This window comes from Bacteroides timonensis (assembly GCF_000513195.1).
Classification (GTDB): domain Bacteria; phylum Bacteroidota; class Bacteroidia; order Bacteroidales; family Bacteroidaceae; genus Bacteroides; species Bacteroides timonensis.
In genome coordinates this window covers 24,167-43,511 of the sequence record NZ_CBVI010000001.1, presented here as the reverse complement: position 1 = coordinate 43,511, position 19,345 = coordinate 24,167, and the positions used below count along the sequence as shown (strand labels likewise).

The window sequence follows — 19,345 nt, the reverse complement described above, 5'->3', positions numbered from 1 at the left end:
AGAATTATGGACAGCAAAATTTCAATGCCTTGGGAAGAACGTCCTGAAGGTTGCTCAGATGTCATGTGGCGCTATTCTAAGAACCCGGTTATCGGGCGTTACCACATTCCGAGTTCCAACAGTATTTTCAACAGTGCGGTAGTTCCGTTCGGAGATGGGTTTGCCGGTGTGTTCCGTTGTGACAATAAGTCGGTGCAGATGAATATCTTTGCGGGCTTTAGTAAAGACGGAATCAATTGGAAGATAAATCACGAACCCATTAGCTTTAAGGCGGGGAATACGGAGATGATAGAGTCCGAGTATAAATATGATCCGCGTGTCACCTGGATTGAAGATCGTTATTGGATTACTTGGTGCAATGGTTACCACGGACCTACAATTGGTATCGGTTATACATTCGACTTCAAAGAATTCTTTCAGTGCGAAAATGCCTTTTTGCCTTTTAACCGCAATGGGGTACTTTTTCCGCAGAAGATAGATGGTAAATATGCTATGTTGAGTCGTCCGAGCGACAACGGTCATACACCGTTTGGAGATATTTACATCAGCTACAGTCCGGATATGAAATATTGGGGAGAACACCGTTGTGTGATGAAAGTTACTCCTTTCCCCGAAAGTGCATGGCAGTGTACGAAGATAGGGGCAGGTTCTGTTCCGTTCCTTACTGAAGAGGGCTGGTTGATATTCTATCATGGGGTTATTACTACCTGCAACGGTTTCCGCTATTCTATGGGAGCGGCCATTCTTGATAAAGAGAATCCAGACAAAGTGTTATATCGTACCCGTCCGTATTTGCTTGCACCTGCTGCTCCTTATGAATTGCAGGGAGATGTGCCCAATGTAGTATTTCCTTGCGCCTCTTTGCAGGATGGAGATAAAGTAGCTGTATATTATGGCGCTGCCGATACAGTTGTTGGCATGGCCTTTGGCTATATTTCGGAAATTATAGAATTTACGAAGAAAAACAACATTGTATAGTTAATCCCTTAAAGAATCAGTCGACTATGAAACGTATTTTATTGGCTTACACACTTTCTACCCTTTGTCTGCTTCCGGCGTTTGCCGGAGGTGGAGAGGGTTCTTTACCTATAAGCTATGTCAATCCTTTCATTGGTACTACCAACTTCGGAACTACTAATCCGGGAGCGGTCTGTCCCAATGGAATGATGTCCGTGGTCCCCTTCAATGTGATGGGATCGGAAGATAATAAGTATGATAAAGATGCTCGTTGGTGGTCTACTCCTTACGAGTATCACAATTGTTTTTTCACCGGCTATTCGCATGTCAATCTGAGCGGTGTGGGGTGTCCCGAACTGGGATCTTTATTGCTGATGCCTATTACGGGTGAATTGTCCGTAGATTATAAAGAGTATGGAAGTCGTTATAAGGACGAACAGGCCTCTCCGGGCTATTACAGTAATTTCCTCACTCGCTATAACGTAAAGACTGAGGTGTCTGCCACTCCCCGCACGGGTGTTTCACGTTTTACGTTTCCTGCCGGACAGAGCCATGTATTACTGAATTTGGGTGAAGGACTGACTAATGAAACCGGTGCTTTCCTGAAACAGGTGAGTGACACTGAATTTGAAGGTATGAAATTATTGGGAACTTTCTGCTATAACCCCCAGGCGGTATTTCCTATTTATTTTGTAATGCGTGTCAACAAGCAACCGGCATCCAGCGGTTATTGGAAAAAGCAGCGTCCCATGACCGGAGTGGAAGCTGAATGGGATCCCGATAACGGACGCTACAAGCTTTATACCCGTTATCGTAAGGAAATAGCCGGAGATGATATCGGTGCTTTTCTTACTTTCAACACGACGGAAGGTGAACAGATTGAAGTGCAAATGGGAGTTTCTTTTGTCAGCATCGAGAATGCCCGTCTGAATCTGGATACAGAGCAAAGTGGAAAGAATTTCAGTCAGGTATTGGCTGATGCCCGTATGCATTGGAATGAGGATCTTTCGCGTATCCTTGTCGAAGGCGGAACGGAAGAACAGAAAACTATCTTTTATACTGCTCTTTACCATACATTGATACATCCCAATATCCTGCAAGATGTCAATGGTCAGTATCCCGCCATGGAAAGTGATCAGATTCTGACAACAAAAGGAGACCGTTACACTGTTTTCTCGCTTTGGGATACGTACCGTAACGTTCACCAACTCCTTACGCTGGTTTATCCCGAACGTCAGTTACAAATGGTGCGTTCCATGCTCGATATGTATCGCGAACATGGTTGGCTGCCCAAATGGGAACTCTACGGACGTGAAACGTTGACTATGGAGGGTGACCCGTCTATTCCTGTCATCGTTGATACCTGGTTGAAAGGATTACGTGATTTTGATATCGACCTGGCTTATGAAGCTATGTATAAATCTGCCACTTTGCCCGGTGCCGAGAATTTGCTAAGGCCGGATAATGATGATTATATGTCATTGGGATATGTTCCTTTGCGTGAACAGTACGATAATTCAGTCTCTCATGCATTAGAGTATTATATTGCGGATTATTCTCTTTCCCTGCTGGCGGATGCATTGGGTAAACGGGCAGCGGAACAGGGTAAAAAAGCAGAAGCGCGGAAATATCAGGCTGATGCCCGTCTTTTTTATAACCGTTCATTGGGATATAAACACTACTATAGTAAGGAATTTGGTACTTTCCGTCCCATCCTGCCTGACGGTCAGTTCTATTCGCCTTTCAACCCGAGACAGGGAGAGAATTTTGAACCGAATCCCGGTTTCCATGAAGGATGTGCCTGGAATTACAGTTTCTATGTTCCCCACGATGTGAAAGGGCTTGCCCGTCTCATGGGTGGACAGAAACCTTTCATTGAAAAACTTCAGCGTGTCTTTGACGATGGTCTCTATGATCCCGCCAATGAACCCGACATTGCTTATGCTCATCTCTTTTCTTATTTCAAGGGTGAAGAATGGCGTACGCAAAAGGAGACTCAAAGGCTTTTGCAGAAGTATTTTAAAAATGCTCCCGATGGTATCCCCGGTAATGATGATACCGGTACCATGTCTACCTGGGCCATCTTTAACATGATAGGATTTTACCCCGACTGTCCTGGTGATCCGTATTATACCCTTACTACGCCTGTATTCGATAAGGTGGTAATTCGTCTTGACCCTGATACTTGGGGAAGCGATAAGTTGGTGATAGAAACTGAGCGCCCTTCAACAGAGTCCTTATACATTCGTGAGATGGAGTTAGGAGGGAAGAAATTATCCCGCTACCGCATCAGTCATGAAGAACTGGTGAAAGGTGGAGCGCTGAGATTTATACTTCGATAGTATAAAGAAGATAACTGTATATACTTATCGCACGAAAGTAAAAAGTAAGGCAAAAGATAAAAAAAAATTGGATTAGGAGGTTTTAAAGATAGGGAGCATCCATGTTTCTTTATAGATGGCAACTTATTGGTCGATTGAAAATAAAGAGCCTGTCGATAAGGAGTTAACTTCTTGTAATCCTTTGATAATCAGATTATGATTTCAGACAGATTTTCAGCTTTTGGGGCTATTGATATCTCGTCTTGTACTTAATGACGAATAAAGGTATGTTGGGTATTAAATCCTAATATACCTTTTTTCTTTTAAAGGTTTTATATTGCAGATATAAGGGTTTGGCACTCTTTATTGGGACAAAGTATATGCTTCAACCGGGGTATAAGGTATCTTGAACCAAAATTCGGAACCTTTGCCTTGAACTGAATTTACTCCTATTTCACCATTCATTCTTTCGGCGATCATGGTGCATATAGAGAGTCCTAATCCTGTTCCTTGTTTAAAACTGTCCAATTTGACGAACCGTTCAAAGATGTGTTTCTGTTTTTCAGCCGGAATGCCAGTTCCGGTATCTCGTACAAAAAAACGTATTTTGCCTTCTTGTGGCACGTTATAGCCAATATCGATATAGCCTTTTGGGGTATGCTTTATGGCGTTTGACACATAATTGTTTATAACTTGTTTTACTCGTTTGGGTATTGTATGAATGATGCATTGTTCCAAGCCGGGTAAAAAACGGATATCAATGTCAGATGTGATTTTTAGTTTGACGGTAGTATATATTTCATGAAGGGTATCGTTGACATTCATGTTTCCTTCGACGAATTCGAGTATACCTGCTTCTATGCGTGAGATATCGAGTATGTCATTTATCAGTTGTAAGAGTAGTTGGTTGTTTTCTTCAATAATATGTACGTATTCCTTCATGTCTTCATTCTGAATGTATTCAGATAATATGGATGAAAAGCCAACAATCGCATTTAGGGGAGTGCGTATTTCATGACTCATATTGGCAAGGAAAGCAGATTTTAGGCGGTTGGACTCTTCTGCTTTTTCTTTGGCTTCCAATAATTCTGTTATATCCAGTGCGGAACTTACTATCCAGCATTCTTGTCCATTGTTATAGGAAACGAGCGTTTTGTGAAAGGATAACGTGTGTTTTTGTCCCTTAGGATTGGAGAAAACTTTGATGTATGACTGGGGAAGGCCTGTTTCCGCTATCTGCCTGTCGGTTTCCTGTATGAAATTATCGGGCATCAGATGATTGAATTCACTTTCAGGATGGCCGATAATTTTTTCTGATGATATTCCTACCATTTCCGAGGCTTTTTTATTCCAGATAAGATAGAGTCCTTTATTATTATTGTCTTTTACCGTAGTTGCGATTGGAAGGTTTTCGAGTATGCTTTCCAGAAAGTAACGGTATTTTTCATTTTCCTGTCGTTGGTTTTCGCTTTCTGTAATATTGCGTACAAAAGCGATGACGCGCTCTCGATTTAAATATACCATTCGTACCGAAACATATAATTCTTCCCCAGTTTCTACTTTGATCTTTACAATCAGGCTTTCGGGAGTACGTGTTTCCAGGACTTTCTGTAATAATGCTATATGTTTTTGATATTCTTCAGTGGTTATAATCAAATTACGGAGATTGAGTTTCCCTAGGTTATTGAGTGGGAGTAGGTTAGCCTTTTCTGTAGGCTCGTTCAATAATTTAAGCACAATACCTTGTTTGTTTATTAAATAAACTGGAATATCAATAGCCTTGATAATCTGTTTATTAAAGCTCTTATATTTGCGGTTTATCCAATATAGAAACCCTACAAATATAACACTGAGCAATAAAAAGACTTGTATTTCTCCCAATAATAGAAATTGCATAATTAGTGTTTTTATAGTTTCCGCCTATCCTCTTTGGCGGAGGTTAATATATAAAAAAGCGCGAGGACTGTTATGTCTATTACCATTCGAGGCTCTGGAAAATGCCCACACTGTAAATAGACAACAGCCCTCACGCCTAAGTATACAATAACATAGACGTGAAGAAACTGTTGCTATTACCCCGCAGTGTTTTTGAATTTTCCAGATTCCGAATGGCCAGGGATAATAACTTTCGCTTCTTGCGTTCTCATAAAATAAAGTCATTATTGCAGATTATCGCTATAACTTGCAAGACTTTGGTGCAAAAGTAAGATTATTTTCTCAAATGAGAAGGATCGTGGTGTATAAAAGTATAGAATTGAGGAAGTAAAAGGGGGATTATGATAAAAACGGGTGACTGCAATCACTTGCAATCACCCGATATTTTCATCGTTTTTGTGTTTATAAAATGTTAGTAAAGAGAGAATTTATAGTTTTTATTTCATTGGTTCCACTGTATAACCTTTTTCTTTCAATAGGTTCAATACACCATTTGTTCCCGGCAGATGTCCTGCACCCACTACAAAGAGAGTAGGGGTTTCCTTCATGATTGAAGGTATTTTCTCAATCCAGGCTTTGTTGCGGTTATCTAGCAGATCTTCCATTTCTCCCGGTTGAGGGTCACAAGAGTTGCCGTCACGCTCTTCCATCAGTTTCAACATTTCGTCCAGGTTTTGAGCTTTATAGGCATTGTTTAAGCGTTTGGTTTGATCCATAGCTTTATCAATGTCACTTATTAAACAGTAAAGCAGATTTGCCTGGCGTTGCAATGTCTGACTATTGAGCAGTACGTTGATTTGTGATATCGGAGTTTCCAAACCGCCTACTTTCTTGCCACTCTGTATAGCTTGTTGCTGGAAGTAAGTATCCAGTTGTTCTTGCGGGTTGAAACCACCCAAATGCTTCATACATAAAATAAGAGTCAATTGTTGGGTGATGAAAGCCGGTTTCATTTTAGCTAACATGGCAATGTCCGCCATCAGATTTTCTTTTACAGCCTTGCCTACTAACTCATATTGCTCGGGGGTGAAGAGAGCTTGAAGGGTAGTGTCTCCTGCCATCATCATGTTTTGCTGCATCGTTTGCATGAACTCAGGAGACATTGCTTCGGACATAACTACTTCTCCATATACTTGTGAAGTACCATCTACTGCCTGTGGCAGGCCGGAAATACTGTCTTTTATGCTTAACGGAGCTAAATGGTGCGTTCCTAAAATGTACGAGGGCTTTTCCAAGCCGTTACCGGATATTTTCCAGAGTAACTGTGCATTGGCATTCAGTGCGATGCCGATAAAAAGGAGAATACCTAAAATCTTTTTCATTATTTTTCAAATTAAAGTTCATTTGAATATTGCTTATTATTTTACTCGCCCTCCGCGAAGCCAGTATTGCGTGTAGTATTGCTCGCTGAGACTGCTGACAATAACTCCTTTACTTGTGCTGGCATGTATGAATTTCCCATTTTTAAGATAGATACCCACATGTGCCACTCTTTTCTTGGACACACGGCTGGTGAAAAACACCAAATCTCCCTCACGCAGGTTGCGACGGGAGACTTTGTTGCTTTCTTTGAGTTGTTCATTGGTGCTTCTGGATAAACGGATGTTATATACCTGCTTATAGAGTTGTGATACCAGTCCGGAACAGTCTGTTCCGCGTTTGTTGTCACCACCTGCACGGTAGGGGACTCCTATCCACTCCGCAGAGGCAATGTACAACTTGTGGTTATCTTCCTTATTTATGTCTATTCCCATGCGGACAGAAGCTTTTGCCAGCGCTTTGTAGTCGAGACGAGGTGCTGATGTATGGCAAGAACTTAAACTAAAGGTCAGTCCGATAAGTGCAACTATATAAGAGAGGTATTTCTTCATGCTTATTCCTCTTTCTCTTCCGGTTGAACAATTGTTTCCTGAACGGGCACTTCTTGAATTGCTGTTTCCTGGGCCGTCATTTCCATCATCTCTTCTTCAATTTCTTCTTCTACTCTGATATTGAAGTAGTCTTCAAGCTCTTTTTCAGCTGAGTTATTCTCATTCCGAATATCACGGATAATCACTCCATTCTCCATCAGGGCAATACGCGGACACACATCCACCGTATGGTTCAGGTTATGACTTGAAATAATGACTGTGGCATGATGATCTTCATTGTATTTTCTCAGCAGGTGCTTGATGATGGATTGTGAACTTGGATCAAGGAAATTGAACGGTTCATCCAGGATCAGCAATTGCGGATGATGCAGCATGGCGGAGATAATACCTATTTTCTGCTTGTTTCCGGCAGAGTAGTTACGGATGAATTTCTTTTGTCCGAGGACTTCATTACTCATGAAGCGTTCAAATGGAAGCAGACGTTCGTCTACTTCTTCTTTTTTCAGACCGTACATTTTACCGATGAAGTAAAAATATTCTTCGGGAGTAAGGTAATCGATCAAGAAGCCATCATCGATGAAAGCACCTGTGAATTGTTTCCAGTCTTCATTTTTGGATACATCGATATCATTGATTGTCACATTTCCCAGATCTGCCTGTAGCAGGTCCAGTATCAGACGGAAGAGGGTAGTCTTACCTGCACCATTGTTGCCTACCAATCCTAACATATCGCCCTGGTAGATGCTATATTTCTCGATATCTACGGCTTTCTTTTCGCCGAAGTTTTTTTGAAGTTGGTTAATCTCTATCATATTCGTTATTATTTTTGTCTACTATCGTGAAATCCTTCCATATTCTTATATCGGCGCTTCATGAAGCGATGATATACATTCCGTAGCCACCATCTTGAAGTTGCGATGAATAGTATGCCGACAACTAAGAGAATCCATGGGGTTACTTCTTTGCCCACCGTCGCATTCAGTACGAAGAATAGTAGCAACGGCACTCCGAATGCACCTCCTGAAATGAGGTTCTGCAAACCGGTACCCACATTTTGCCGTCCGGTCATTTTGGCGTTCAGGTCGAGCGTCTTGTTGTTGTACACTGCCAACTGAAACATACAGAAGTATACGGCACCCGGAACGAATACGACCCAGGCGATGCATCCCAGTACAGACACTTTACCCGTCACCATACCCGGTATCATCAGCACAAACGGGATGAGGAGTGCGATGCTGTACAAGATGTATTTGGCACGCAACAATGAATAGATGGACTCTTTTCGGCTCATCAGTCCGTCAATGTAATTGCCTTCGTAGCTCATCAGTGGCGAGAGGAACAGAATACCGAAGATGATATAGTTGTAAAGTACGAAGAAGTCGCGCATGGCTCCATCGTAAATATCAGAAAAACTGATGGTAAGACTGAAGATCAGTACTATAGCGGTAACGGAATAAAGTGACTTCCTGCACACCTTGTTGCGTAGTAGCAATTTCAACTCCAGCCGGATGTATTCTCCTATTTCGCCATAACGATCCAGGAACTTGTATTCGGATACTGTTTTTACCTGAACGGTAGTGTCTTCTGTTTTATTCAGTTCATTGTAGACCAGTTTTTGCATAATGCTCCGGTTGATGAACCACATGAGGGAAATGGCTACCAGGACACTGATAAATGTGAGTATGTTTCCCGTGATAAATCCTTCGCCCAGATCAATGAAGAAACCGAATAACGGACTGTTATCTGGAATGAAAAGTGCAGCTGCAATACCTCCATATACGACTATCGGTAAGAGAACCCACCAGATGCGTTCGTCCATCAGCGTACGACATAGCAGATACCAGTAATTATTGAATACGATGAGCAACCAAATACCAATGCAGTAGGTCAATACACCCCCTATTCCATAAAATTTGGTAACAGTGATAATAGCGAACGGAACAAACAGAAAGAGCCAGAGCAAATTAAAGCTGTTAAGTCCCGAGCGTAGGAGCAGGAAGTCGATAAGACGACTCCTTTTGATAGGGAGCAGTAAGTAAGGTTTAACTTCCTGTGTCGGTGTTTTCAAGAAGGGTAACCGCAGAAGGAAGTCCAGGGCGAGTATGAAGATTAGGCCGCTGTTCATTACGTGATAGGCTTCTTTGGCGCCTCCGTCGAAGGCGAAAGCGAATGTTGTTCCGAAGAAAATGAGATAGCCTGCCCAGAACACACTCATGAAGTACATCCAAAACTTTCCGAACTTACTTTTCTCGTACATCGGATGTCGCTTTTCAGCTAACTTTCCGTGTCTGCGTAGCTCAAGAAATAGATTCATGTTGTTTAGTGATTAGTTGTTAGTGATTAATGGAGCGATTGGAAGGTAGTGATTAGTAATAAGTAAGAATGCACTCGCTTATCACTAATCACTTATCCTTTATCACTATTTGTTGGGTACCGTCATGGTCACCTCAATTTCATTTCCTTGTTTTAACAGGTCAGATACAAACTTCTGGATATCTTTAGCTGTGATGCTATTTACGATATCCGTGTATCCTTCTGTCATATCCATGCCATAATAGAAGTAATCGTTCAGATTATTCATCCAGTATCCGTTTTCTTTCTGATTGTCGGCATACTTCTTCAGCATGTACTCTTTCACTTTCTGCAAGTGTACGTCTGACGGTCCTTTGGCTGCAAGTTTCTTCAACTCGTCTACTACAATACCTGCCAGTTTATCTTTCTTAGCCGGATCGGTCTGGAAGACAATCTGCAACAATAATTGTTCTTTCGGATACTTCTGTAAGTCGCCAAAACAGTTTACACCATATGTACCACCTTCTTTTTCGCGTACTTCTTCAGTATAAACCATATCAAGAACCTGAGTTGCAAAGCTCAGCAAAATGTCATTCTTTAAAGTATAAGGAGCTTTACCACTGTACAGGAATACGATAGTTGCTGTAGGAGTTTGTTGCTCTTTGGCATATTCATTCTTGTACACACCCTTGCGTATACTCATCTTCGTATCCTTGAAGGTTTCTTTACGGTTGATGGCAGGCAGTGCACCTAAGTATTCGGCAATCAGTGGTTTGGCTGTTTCAAGGTCAATGTTTCCGACAAAGTAGAATGTAAAGTCGCTGGCGTCTTTGAAACGGTCGTTGTACATTTCCAGGATACGGTCGTAATCAATCTGATCCACCATTTCCGGTTTCATCATTACTACGCGCGGATGATTATTGTACATTGCTTTCTGTAAAGAGTCGTTTATAGAAGAAAGAGGATTTGCCTGTGCACTTTCCAATTGAGCTTTCATACGATTTTTAAAAGATTCGAATGCTTCCGTATCTTTACGGGGAGCGGTGAAGGTGAGATATGTCAGCTGCATCATCGTTTCAAAATCTTTTGGTGAGCAGGTACCGAATACATTCTCTGTGGTAGCACCCAGACCGGCATTGACGGAAACTTTCTTGCCAGCCAGTACTTTCGTCAAGTCTACTTGGCTAAAGTTACCCAAACCACCTACAGCAATTACGTTGTCCATAACGGCGAAGTTCAGTGCGTCTTTGTCGGGGAAAATGGATTTACCACCCAGACTGGTACCTTTCATGCGGATTTCATCAGCTTTGAAATCAGTCTTCTTTACATAGACAGTCACACCATTTGAAAGAACTAATTTTGTACTACCATAGATGTCGCCTTCTTTCTCAGAAATGATTTTACCACCTTTCGGAGCTTCTTTCATCAGTGGTTCGTCAGATACTTTGTCTACGTATGCTTGCAGGTCGAGATCTTTCATACCTTTCAGTAAGCTGATAACTTCTTCTTTTGTCGGGTATTTCAAGCCTTTTTTTGCAGGACCGGCAATTATTACTACTTGATTGCTATCCGGAACGAGTTGCTGCATTACCATATTCATGGCCTGTAAGGGAATGTTCGGAGCCAGTTGGTTCATCATAGCGTACTCAGCTTCAATTCCCGGAATAGGCTCGCCATTCAGGAAGTTCTGTACATATTCTCTTACGTAAGAACCGTGCTTGGTCTTTTCGCGTTCGTTGTAGGCAGACTCTAAACTCTGCAAATAGTTGGCGCGTGCGCGTGCATATTCTGATTCGGTGAAACCGAAGCGACGTGCACGTTCAGTCTCTTGTAGTAAGGTTTTCAAGGCTGTTTCAATGCCGTCGGCTTTGCTTGAAGCTGAAAGCGAAAAGGCTTCTTTGGTCTTGGCTACAAAGAAGTCGCTGTAGTCACTGCTTGCACGGGTAAACGGCGGGTTAGCACTCTGAACCAATTCGTTCAGACGGGCGTCCAGCATGCTGCTGATCATGCTCGTCATATATTGTGAAGCAAGGTAGCCTACATTATTCTTTTCTGAATCAGGAGTAGCGTCTTGCTTGAAGTAAATCTCAATCGACGGGTCGTCTACTTCCTTATCTGTACCGATGGCTACGATGGGTTCCTTATTATCAGCGACAGGATAGTAAGTACGCTCTGCCGGATTTATCGGTTTTTGTACATCGGCGAATACTGCCTTTAGTTTAGCCTCTACAGCGTCTACGTCGATATCACCTACGATAACGATACCTTGCAGATCGGGACGATACCATTTGTGATAGTAATCGCGGATATCTTTATAAGGGAAGTTGTTGATCACATCGATAGAGCCGATAGGCATACAGTCTGCATATTTGTCACCCGGATATATAGTTGGAAGCAAATCGGTGTAGACGCGCAATATACCACTATTGCGGCTGCGCCACTCTTCACGGATCACACCACGTTCTTTGTCGATTTCATCGTCTTTGAGCAGGATATAGTTAGACCAGTCGTGCAGGATCAGCAGACAGGAGTCCAATACACCGGTGCGGTCAATCGGAGCATTACTGATGTTGTAAACAGTTTCGTCTATGCTGGTATAAGCATTTAAGTTAGTACCAAATTTGATACCTACGGTTTCGCACCAAGGGATGACGCCGAGGCCTTTATCATCACCGGGGAAATTCTTAGTACCGTTGAAGGCCATGTGTTCCAGGAAGTGGGCAAGTCCGCGTTGTTGCGGTTCTTCAAGAATGGAACCTACTTTTTGGGCGATATAGAACTCAGCCCGGTTTTCGGGTAATTTGTTGTGGCGTATGTAATACGTCAGGCCATTGTCTAATTGGCCGATACGGACATTTTTGTCCACGGGAAGGGGCGGAAACTGCATTTGCTGAGCTACCGCTTGTTGGAAACCGGCACATAGAACGAATGCTACTGCCAGTAAACTGTGAAATAAATGTTTCATGTTGATGAAAATTAAAATTGTTTCTTGACCTATTTGTCGAAGAGGGAGAGGAGAAATCACAGAAAGGATCTATTTTTTATATGAATGATAATTTAAGGGGAGTGGGTACGCGGACGACGCGGATAAGACGGACGAACGCGGATTTTTATTTTTCATCCACAGATAACACAGATTTTTTATCTTCCGTATGGGATATTATGGGGTATATTACATTCAACATGGCGTAGCCCTTAAAATCCGTGTTCGTCCGTCTTATCCGCGTCGTCCGCGTACCCATTCCCCTAAATTATCACTTTATCGCCTCACGAACCCGTACCAGTTTCGTCAGTAGTCCTTCCAGTAAATCGAGCTTCAGCATATTGGCACCATCGCTTTTGGCTATTTCAGGGTGCTCATGTGTTTCAATAAACAATCCGTCTACACCGACCGCAACACCGGCTTTGGCAACGGTTTCAATAAGCTGCGGCATACCACCTGTCACTCCGCTTGTCTGATTGGGTTGTTGCAGAGAATGTGTAACATCCAGAATGACCGGATAACCAAAGGTTTGCATTTCAGGAATGCCACGGTAGTCTACAACAAGGTCTTGATATCCGAAAGTTGTTCCACGTTCGGTAATCATAACTTCCTTATTTCCGGCTTCTACTACCTTTTCCGCAGCAAAGCGCATGGCGAGTGGAGACAGGAACTGTCCTTTTTTGATGTTAACCACCTTTCCTGTTTTTGCAGCAGCTATCAGAATGTCTGTCTGGCGGCAAAGGAATGCTGGTATTTGCAGTACATCTACATATTCGGCGGCCATTGCGGCTTCTTCTGCAGAATGTATATCTGTAACAGTAGGCACACCAAAAGTATCGTGTACTTTCTGTAACACTTTCAACGCTTTTTCATCGCCTATTCCCATAAATGAATCCAGACGTGAACGGTTGGCCTTGCGATAAGAGCCTTTAAATACATAAGGTATTTGTAATTTCTCCGTGATATTTACCACACGTTCGGCAATACGCATTGCCATCTCTTCTCCTTCAATCACACAAGGACCTGCCAATAAAAAGAAATTTCCGGCAGGATTATTCTTTAATTCAATCATAAATATTTAGTGTATGGTGAACGTTAATCGTTATTCTTAGTTGGGTATAATCAATGTTATCGCCTCATGCATAATTCCGATGTCCAGTGGAAAATGCCGGTCGAGAATACGTCCGTCCAAGTCTACCGAAGCATTTTGTGCACGTAGTACTTTTACTTTCTGGGTACGGTAAGGCATCACGACTTTATGATTCAGAATACGTCCCTGGATAAGCATCCACAGTCCTGATACGAGTTGTAGCAGCTCCGGGCGATAGATAACGGATACATCGAGCCAACCGTTATACGGCACGGCACTTGGTGCTTGTCCGTATCCCCATGCACTACCGATACATACCGTCATGATACGTCCCCGGATGTGTTCTCCGTTTATTTTGAGATGCATCCGGTAGAGCTTCCGTTCAAAGAAAAGTGAGATGAGGGCCATGAGGTAGGACAGGAATTTTACTCCCCAGAAACGTTTGGTCTGGTCGGAAATCTTCACGATGCGGGCTCCTAAACCAATATTGATTGCATTGAGGAAATAGCGTGTAACATGCTTTTCACCATCATAATAGTTGCAAAATCCCACGTCTATCTTCCGGCGTCGGTTATTTATGATGCAATCTACGGCATCTTTGTATTCTGAAGTCATTTCCCAGTATTTGGCAAAGTCATTTCCGATACCGTTGGGAATGATACCTATGGCGATTTCTCTTTTATCTTCTGCATTGGACGACATGATACCGTTGATGGCGTCGTTTAGCGCTCCATCACCGCCCACCACAACAATGGTGCGGTATCCATTATTAGCAAGAATGCCGGCTAAACGTTCCACAGATCCGAACCCTTCAGACTGCACATAGTCATAAGACACGCCTCGGCTGTCCATATATTCTTTGATTTCTTTCCACCGTTTCTGCACTTTCCGCGTGCCGGCTTTGGGATTGTATATCACTCCCCACTTTTCGGGTTCTACGCTCATATTGTTATCTCTTAGTAAAGTCCTACATAATCATTTTTGTACTCTCCCCGCAGTCTTTGTCTTTGTTGCCCCAAAGATACTAATTCCCTTCGAGTTTCGCTTGTACAAAAGCAATCTTTTCTTCCATAGGCAGCCCGGCATCCATCCAATGGATAGTAAAGCCGCGTCGTTCCATTCCCCGGAACCAGGTCATCTGCCGTTTGGCAAACTGATGAATAGCAATCTCCAGTTCCTTGTACATCTCTTCGTATGTCAGTTTGCCGATAACGTACAGAGTCAGATACTTGTATTCCAGACCGTAATAGATAAGATCATCCGGTTGGATGCCCTGTTCTATCAGGCGTCGTACTTCATCTACCATCCCTTCGTCCAGACGTTGACGCAGGCGGTGGGATATCTTCGTACGACGTAATTCCCGGTCTATATCTACACCAATGATAAGGCTGTTCAGTTCCGGGAACGCCCGTTCGTCTACCGGTGTATGTGCATAATATTCTTCTATCTCAATGGCCCGGATCGCTCGTTTTACGGTGTCGACATCTGTAGTATTATGCAGGGCTTTGTATTGTTTCAGCATCTCAGTCAGTTCTTCTAGGGATTTATCGGCAAGGCGTGCACGTAACTCCGGATTTTCGGGAACTGGCAGTAACTTATAGCCTTTCAATACGGATTCCAGATACATACCGGTACCTCCACACAAAACGGGAAGTTTCCCTTTTTGTTTAATAGTCTCGTACGCTATCAGAAAATCACGCTGATATTCAAAAACATTGTATTTATAGCCCGGGTCAGCAATATCAATCAGATGATAGGGGATTGGTTTACCGTTCACAGTGTAGTCTACCAGGTCTTTACCCGTGCCGAGATCCATACCACGGTAGATTTGCCGGGAATCTGCACTGATGATTTCTGTGTCAAGAACATCTGCCAGTGCTGCGGCGAAGGGAGTTTTACCGGAAGCGGTAGGACCTAATATAGCTATCAAATCATAGTCAGGCATAAGTCGTTTTGATTATTTTTCTACAAAGATAATGCAAACCGAAAGCAATACAAAATAAGCTTGATTATTTTTACTGCTGAGGTGCCGCTTATCTTCGCATTAGCAAAGATAATGCAAACCGAAAGCAATACAAAATAAGCTTGATTATTTTTAATGCTAAAGTGCAGCTTGTCTTCGTTTTAAAGCTAAATATGAAAAAGGAAGTGAAAAAGAGAATGTCTTCTCTTAAATGGTGTTATAAATGCGTTGTTTTCGCACACGGAACTTGCTACTTTCAAAAAAGTGCGTACCTTTGCATTGTGTTTTTCATAGTATTAGATTTAAGGTTAACAAAGGTTGGAGTACAGCGGTACTCCTTTTTTTATGTCTATACCTCATCTCTTCGATATTGAAATATTCATTTCATTCATACCTCATTTGTATACCATATCCATATGCTGCGTGGCTATGTTACATCATTGAAAGTATATGTAACAGGTATGAGAAAGTATGTAATACCAGTATAAATACGTGTAGCGAAATGATGCAGATGTATTCCAGAGGATTGGATAAATTTGCAGAAATAAAAAAAGAAATGATAAGATTAGTCAATATAGGGAAATTAGGTAAAGGTAAAATGAAACTATCAGTTTTCAGTGAGTAGGTTTACCAAATTAGGTTAGTTAATTATTTTTAGGTCTGTGAGGTTGTGTTTGTGAAAACACAACCTCATTTATATGGTGATAAAGATGTATATTTGCAATACTAAAAGTATATGCCAAGCTATGAAATACATATTGATTCTACTACTTCTGTTGATTTTTCCACTATCCGGTATTGCGGAAAAGCATTGTGTCTTTACTCCAATTAACGGAACGCATGGATTGTCCGGAAATAAGGTGCGCAATATCACTCAGTTGCCGGACGGGCGCATGATGATAACTACGGAAGGATTACTGAACTTATATGACGGTACTAATTTCAGTTATCTGCACTATGATCGGGAAGATATCTGCCGGTTATCAGACTATTCCGGATTTCATCACGAATATATAGATGCTCACGGATATATGTGGCTTAAAAATCAACGCCAACTGATGGTGGTGGATATAGGACGTGAATGTTTTATTGAGCGACCGGACAGTTTGCTGGCTTTATGGGGGATAGATACTCCGATGAAGGATTTTTTCATGGATAAGACCAAGGATTTATGGGTCATAACGGATAAGGATGATTTGGTACGCATAGATAAGACAACTCTGCAGGCAAGTACTTTTCTGAATCGTGTTTCATCGATTGGAGATACCACCGATCAGGTTTATGATCTTGGGGTGTTGGACGGGAACTTATATCTGTTCTATCGTTCCGGTTTATTGATTTGTTACGCTATGGAGTCACAAAAGGAAATATATCGGCAGAAACTGTCGGATGAACTTCCTGAAGGAGTGTATGGGAATACATCTTACGTAGTGCCGGGAACGAATACTTTCTACCAGTTATGCAATGGTAACAGGGGCGGGGTAATGTTGGCTTATGATGTAGAAAGAAGAAAATGGAACATCGTGTTGCAGACAAGCTATTGGCTGAATTACCTGTCTGTTGATAAAGACGGAAGCATATGGATTAGTTGTCATAAAGGATTATGGAATATAGATGCGGGGCTGGAAAGAAAACAATATATACTAACCTTGAAATTAGTGGACGGACGCAATATAAATACAGAAGTGAGTACGCTTTACAATGACAGCCAAGGTGGCATGTGGGTAGGGACCTTGAACCGGGGAATCCTGTATTATCATCCGGACCGTTTCCGCTTTCAGAATATTGGCAGGACATTGTTTCCCGTTACGGAAAATATGAATCTTTATGTAACTTGCATTGCAGCACAAAACCAGGATAATATGTGGGTGGGAACCCGGGAAGGACTATTCTCCTATCATCTTTCTAATGGAGACATAAACTTATATTCCAAGGAATTGTCCACAGTCAATTGCAATACCCTGTTTAAGGACAGTCGGCAACGTACTTGGTTGGGAAGTATCGGACAGGGACTTTATTGTATGCTGCCGGATGGAAAAACCAGATATTATCCGTTGTCCGGCCAGACAATTCATTCTATTATGGAGCAACCGGACGGAACTCTGTATTTATGTACTGAAAATCAGGGTTTCGGTACATTTACTCCCGAAACCGGACAATATGAAAAGGAGCAGGGACTACCTCAGACGGATAATTTGACTGTCTACCAATTGGCATCTTTGGGGAAGGACCGTTTAGCAGGCATTACACGGAAAGGTTGGTTTGTTTATGATTGTACCTCAAAAGAATATACCTTTAACCCCAGTTTTCATGTGTGTACTTCCATCTTTGTAGACCGGCAAAAGCAAATATGGATTGGTCTGGAAGATGGGTTGTTGCTTTATAACACAGCTACCGGACAACAAAAAACGTTTCATACCACGGACGGCTTGGTCAATAACTCTATCCGTTCCATCATTCAAACACAAGATCATGCTATCTGGGTATCTACTTCTAACGGGATAACACGTATCACTGTAACGGGAGAGGGAGAACAGATGCGATATTCGTTTGCTAATTTCAATCAGTACGATGGTGTGATTACGGATGAATTCTGCGAGCGGTCCTCTTTTGTCGCAGAAGATGGAACTCTCTACTGGGGTGGCATTAATGGATTTAATAAGTTTGTCCCACTTCATACCACAACGGAGCGGGCGTATGCCTCACCTCTATTCGTGGGCTTTGATCTGTTTGGTGAACGTGTGGAAAGTGGAAAAATGTATCATGGTAACAGGATACTTCAACACCCTATAACCTTGACCAAAGAGATTATCTTGAACTATGATCAGAACTTTTTCACTTTAGAGTTTTCCGCCTTGAATTATATCAATCCCACACAGACCTATTATCGTTACCAACTGACGGGTATTGACTATTTGGAACGAGAAATCCGCTCTTCCGATGGTAAGGGGACTGCCACTTATACTGACTTGCCGCCTGGCACTTACACTTTCAGAGTGCAAGCCGCTGATAATAGTGAGTCGTGGACGGGAAAATATGCGGAAATTGAAATAACCGTAAAAGCTCCGTTTTGGAAAACCACTTATGCTTATCTCTTTTATTTTCTGTTCGCAACGGGAAGCTTGATCGCCATAGTTTTTGTATATATACGACACAAACGCCGAAAACTGGTACGTGAGCAAAAAGAGAAACTGGATGAAATGAAGTCCACTTTCTTGCAAAACATCAATCAGGAACTGGCAGAACCTATCAGTCGTATAATCTCTCCCTTGGATACCATTTTAAAACATACGGATGAAGGCAGAACCAAATTGCAACTGAAGGAAATACAGAATAATGCCGTAGAACTAAAGGAACTGGTTGACCAGCTTTCGGAAGGAGTCCTGTCTCCTCTGTCGCCTGCTGAAAATGAATTGGCTTTGGAAGAACTGTTGATGAATATGCGCCAGTTGCTGGAACAGCAGGAGAAAAGGAAAGAACAACTGAAAGCAACTCCGGGAGCTGAGCCGGACAACTCCTTGCTATCGGCAGCCGATGAATTGTTTCTTCGTAAGGCTTTGAAATTTGTAGAACAGAATCTGGACAATCCTGAGTATTCAGTAGAGGTATTGAGTCGGGACATGGGAATGGATCGCACGGGTCTGTATCGAAAACTGGTTTCAGTGGTAGGAAAGACACCGACAAATTTTATCCGTTCCATTCGTCTGAAACGTGCCGCACAACTTTTGGAAGAAGGACATACGGTGGCCGAAGTTGCCGACCGGGTTGGGTTCAGTACATCCAGTTATCTGAGTAAATGTTTTCAGGAAGAGTTTGGTATGCGTCCTTTGCAGTACGTTAATAGTCTGAAAGAACAACCGAAATAGTCACATTTCAACGAGATTGTTGCTTCTTGCAACATTTGTACCACGTGCTTTATAGGCTTCAGGCTAC

Annotated in this window: 12 protein-coding genes; 3 read left to right on the top strand and 9 right to left on the bottom strand. The window is 42.3% G+C overall.

Translation table 11 applies throughout. From position 1 onward, the window contains the following. Positions 1–6: 6 nt before the first annotated feature. Positions 7–978: a glycoside hydrolase family 130 protein gene (locus BN161_RS00115; RefSeq protein ID WP_044262002.1), complete on the top strand. Its 972-nt coding sequence runs from the start codon at positions 7–9 to the stop codon at positions 976–978. A 26-nt stretch (positions 979–1,004) separates the two neighbouring features. Then, positions 1,005–3,299 (top strand): GH92 family glycosyl hydrolase, encoded by a 2,295-nt coding sequence (locus tag BN161_RS00110; RefSeq protein ID WP_044262001.1) that lies wholly within the window; start codon positions 1,005–1,007, stop codon positions 3,297–3,299. A 342-nt stretch (positions 3,300–3,641) separates the two neighbouring features. On the opposite strand, the gene BN161_RS00105 is transcribed toward BN161_RS00110, so the two are convergent. From BN161_RS00105 to miaA, 9 genes are all read right to left on the bottom strand, one after another. Beyond that, positions 3,642–5,174 carry a PAS domain-containing sensor histidine kinase gene (locus tag BN161_RS00105; protein WP_044261999.1) on the bottom strand — a complete coding sequence of 511 codons (1,533 nt, stop codon included), beginning with the start codon at positions 5,172–5,174 and terminating at the stop codon, positions 3,642–3,644. Between the two features lie 476 nt (positions 5,175–5,650). Continuing rightward, positions 5,651–6,535 carry a TraB/GumN family protein gene (locus tag BN161_RS00100; protein WP_044261997.1) on the bottom strand — a complete coding sequence of 295 codons (885 nt, stop codon included), beginning with the start codon at positions 6,533–6,535 and terminating at the stop codon, positions 5,651–5,653. Positions 6,536–6,571: 36 nt separating this feature from the next. Next, positions 6,572–7,084 (bottom strand): C40 family peptidase, encoded by a 513-nt coding sequence (locus BN161_RS00095; RefSeq protein WP_044261996.1) that lies wholly within the window; start codon positions 7,082–7,084, stop codon positions 6,572–6,574. A 2-nt stretch (positions 7,085–7,086) separates the two neighbouring features. Further along, positions 7,087–7,896 carry an ABC transporter ATP-binding protein gene (locus BN161_RS00090; RefSeq protein ID WP_044261994.1) on the bottom strand — a complete coding sequence of 270 codons (810 nt, stop codon included), beginning with the start codon at positions 7,894–7,896 and terminating at the stop codon, positions 7,087–7,089. A gap of 8 nt (positions 7,897–7,904) precedes the next feature. After that, positions 7,905–9,398: a DUF5687 family protein gene (locus BN161_RS00085; protein ID WP_044261992.1), complete on the bottom strand. Its 1,494-nt coding sequence runs from the start codon at positions 9,396–9,398 to the stop codon at positions 7,905–7,907. A gap of 105 nt (positions 9,399–9,503) precedes the next feature. After that, positions 9,504–12,341, bottom strand: coding sequence for a M16 family metallopeptidase (locus BN161_RS00080; protein WP_044261990.1), 2,838 nt, complete (start codon positions 12,339–12,341; stop codon positions 9,504–9,506). 289 nt (positions 12,342–12,630) lie between these two features. Continuing rightward, complete coding sequence (gene kdsA, locus BN161_RS00075; RefSeq protein WP_044261988.1) at positions 12,631–13,431, bottom strand: 3-deoxy-8-phosphooctulonate synthase; 801 nt, start codon at positions 13,429–13,431, stop codon at positions 12,631–12,633. Between the two features lie 36 nt (positions 13,432–13,467). Next, entirely contained in the window at positions 13,468–14,394 is a 927-nt protein-coding gene (locus tag BN161_RS00070; protein WP_007212750.1) for a diacylglycerol/lipid kinase family protein, read from the bottom strand. Between the two features lie 79 nt (positions 14,395–14,473). After that, positions 14,474–15,394 (bottom strand): tRNA (adenosine(37)-N6)-dimethylallyltransferase MiaA, encoded by a 921-nt coding sequence (gene miaA / locus BN161_RS00065; protein WP_044261986.1) that lies wholly within the window; start codon positions 15,392–15,394, stop codon positions 14,474–14,476. 764 nt (positions 15,395–16,158) lie between these two features. Between miaA and BN161_RS00060 the strand changes: the two genes are divergently transcribed. Beyond that, complete coding sequence (locus tag BN161_RS00060; RefSeq protein ID WP_044262363.1) at positions 16,159–19,278, top strand: two-component regulator propeller domain-containing protein; 3,120 nt, start codon at positions 16,159–16,161, stop codon at positions 19,276–19,278. Positions 19,279–19,345: the final 67 nt, after the last annotated feature.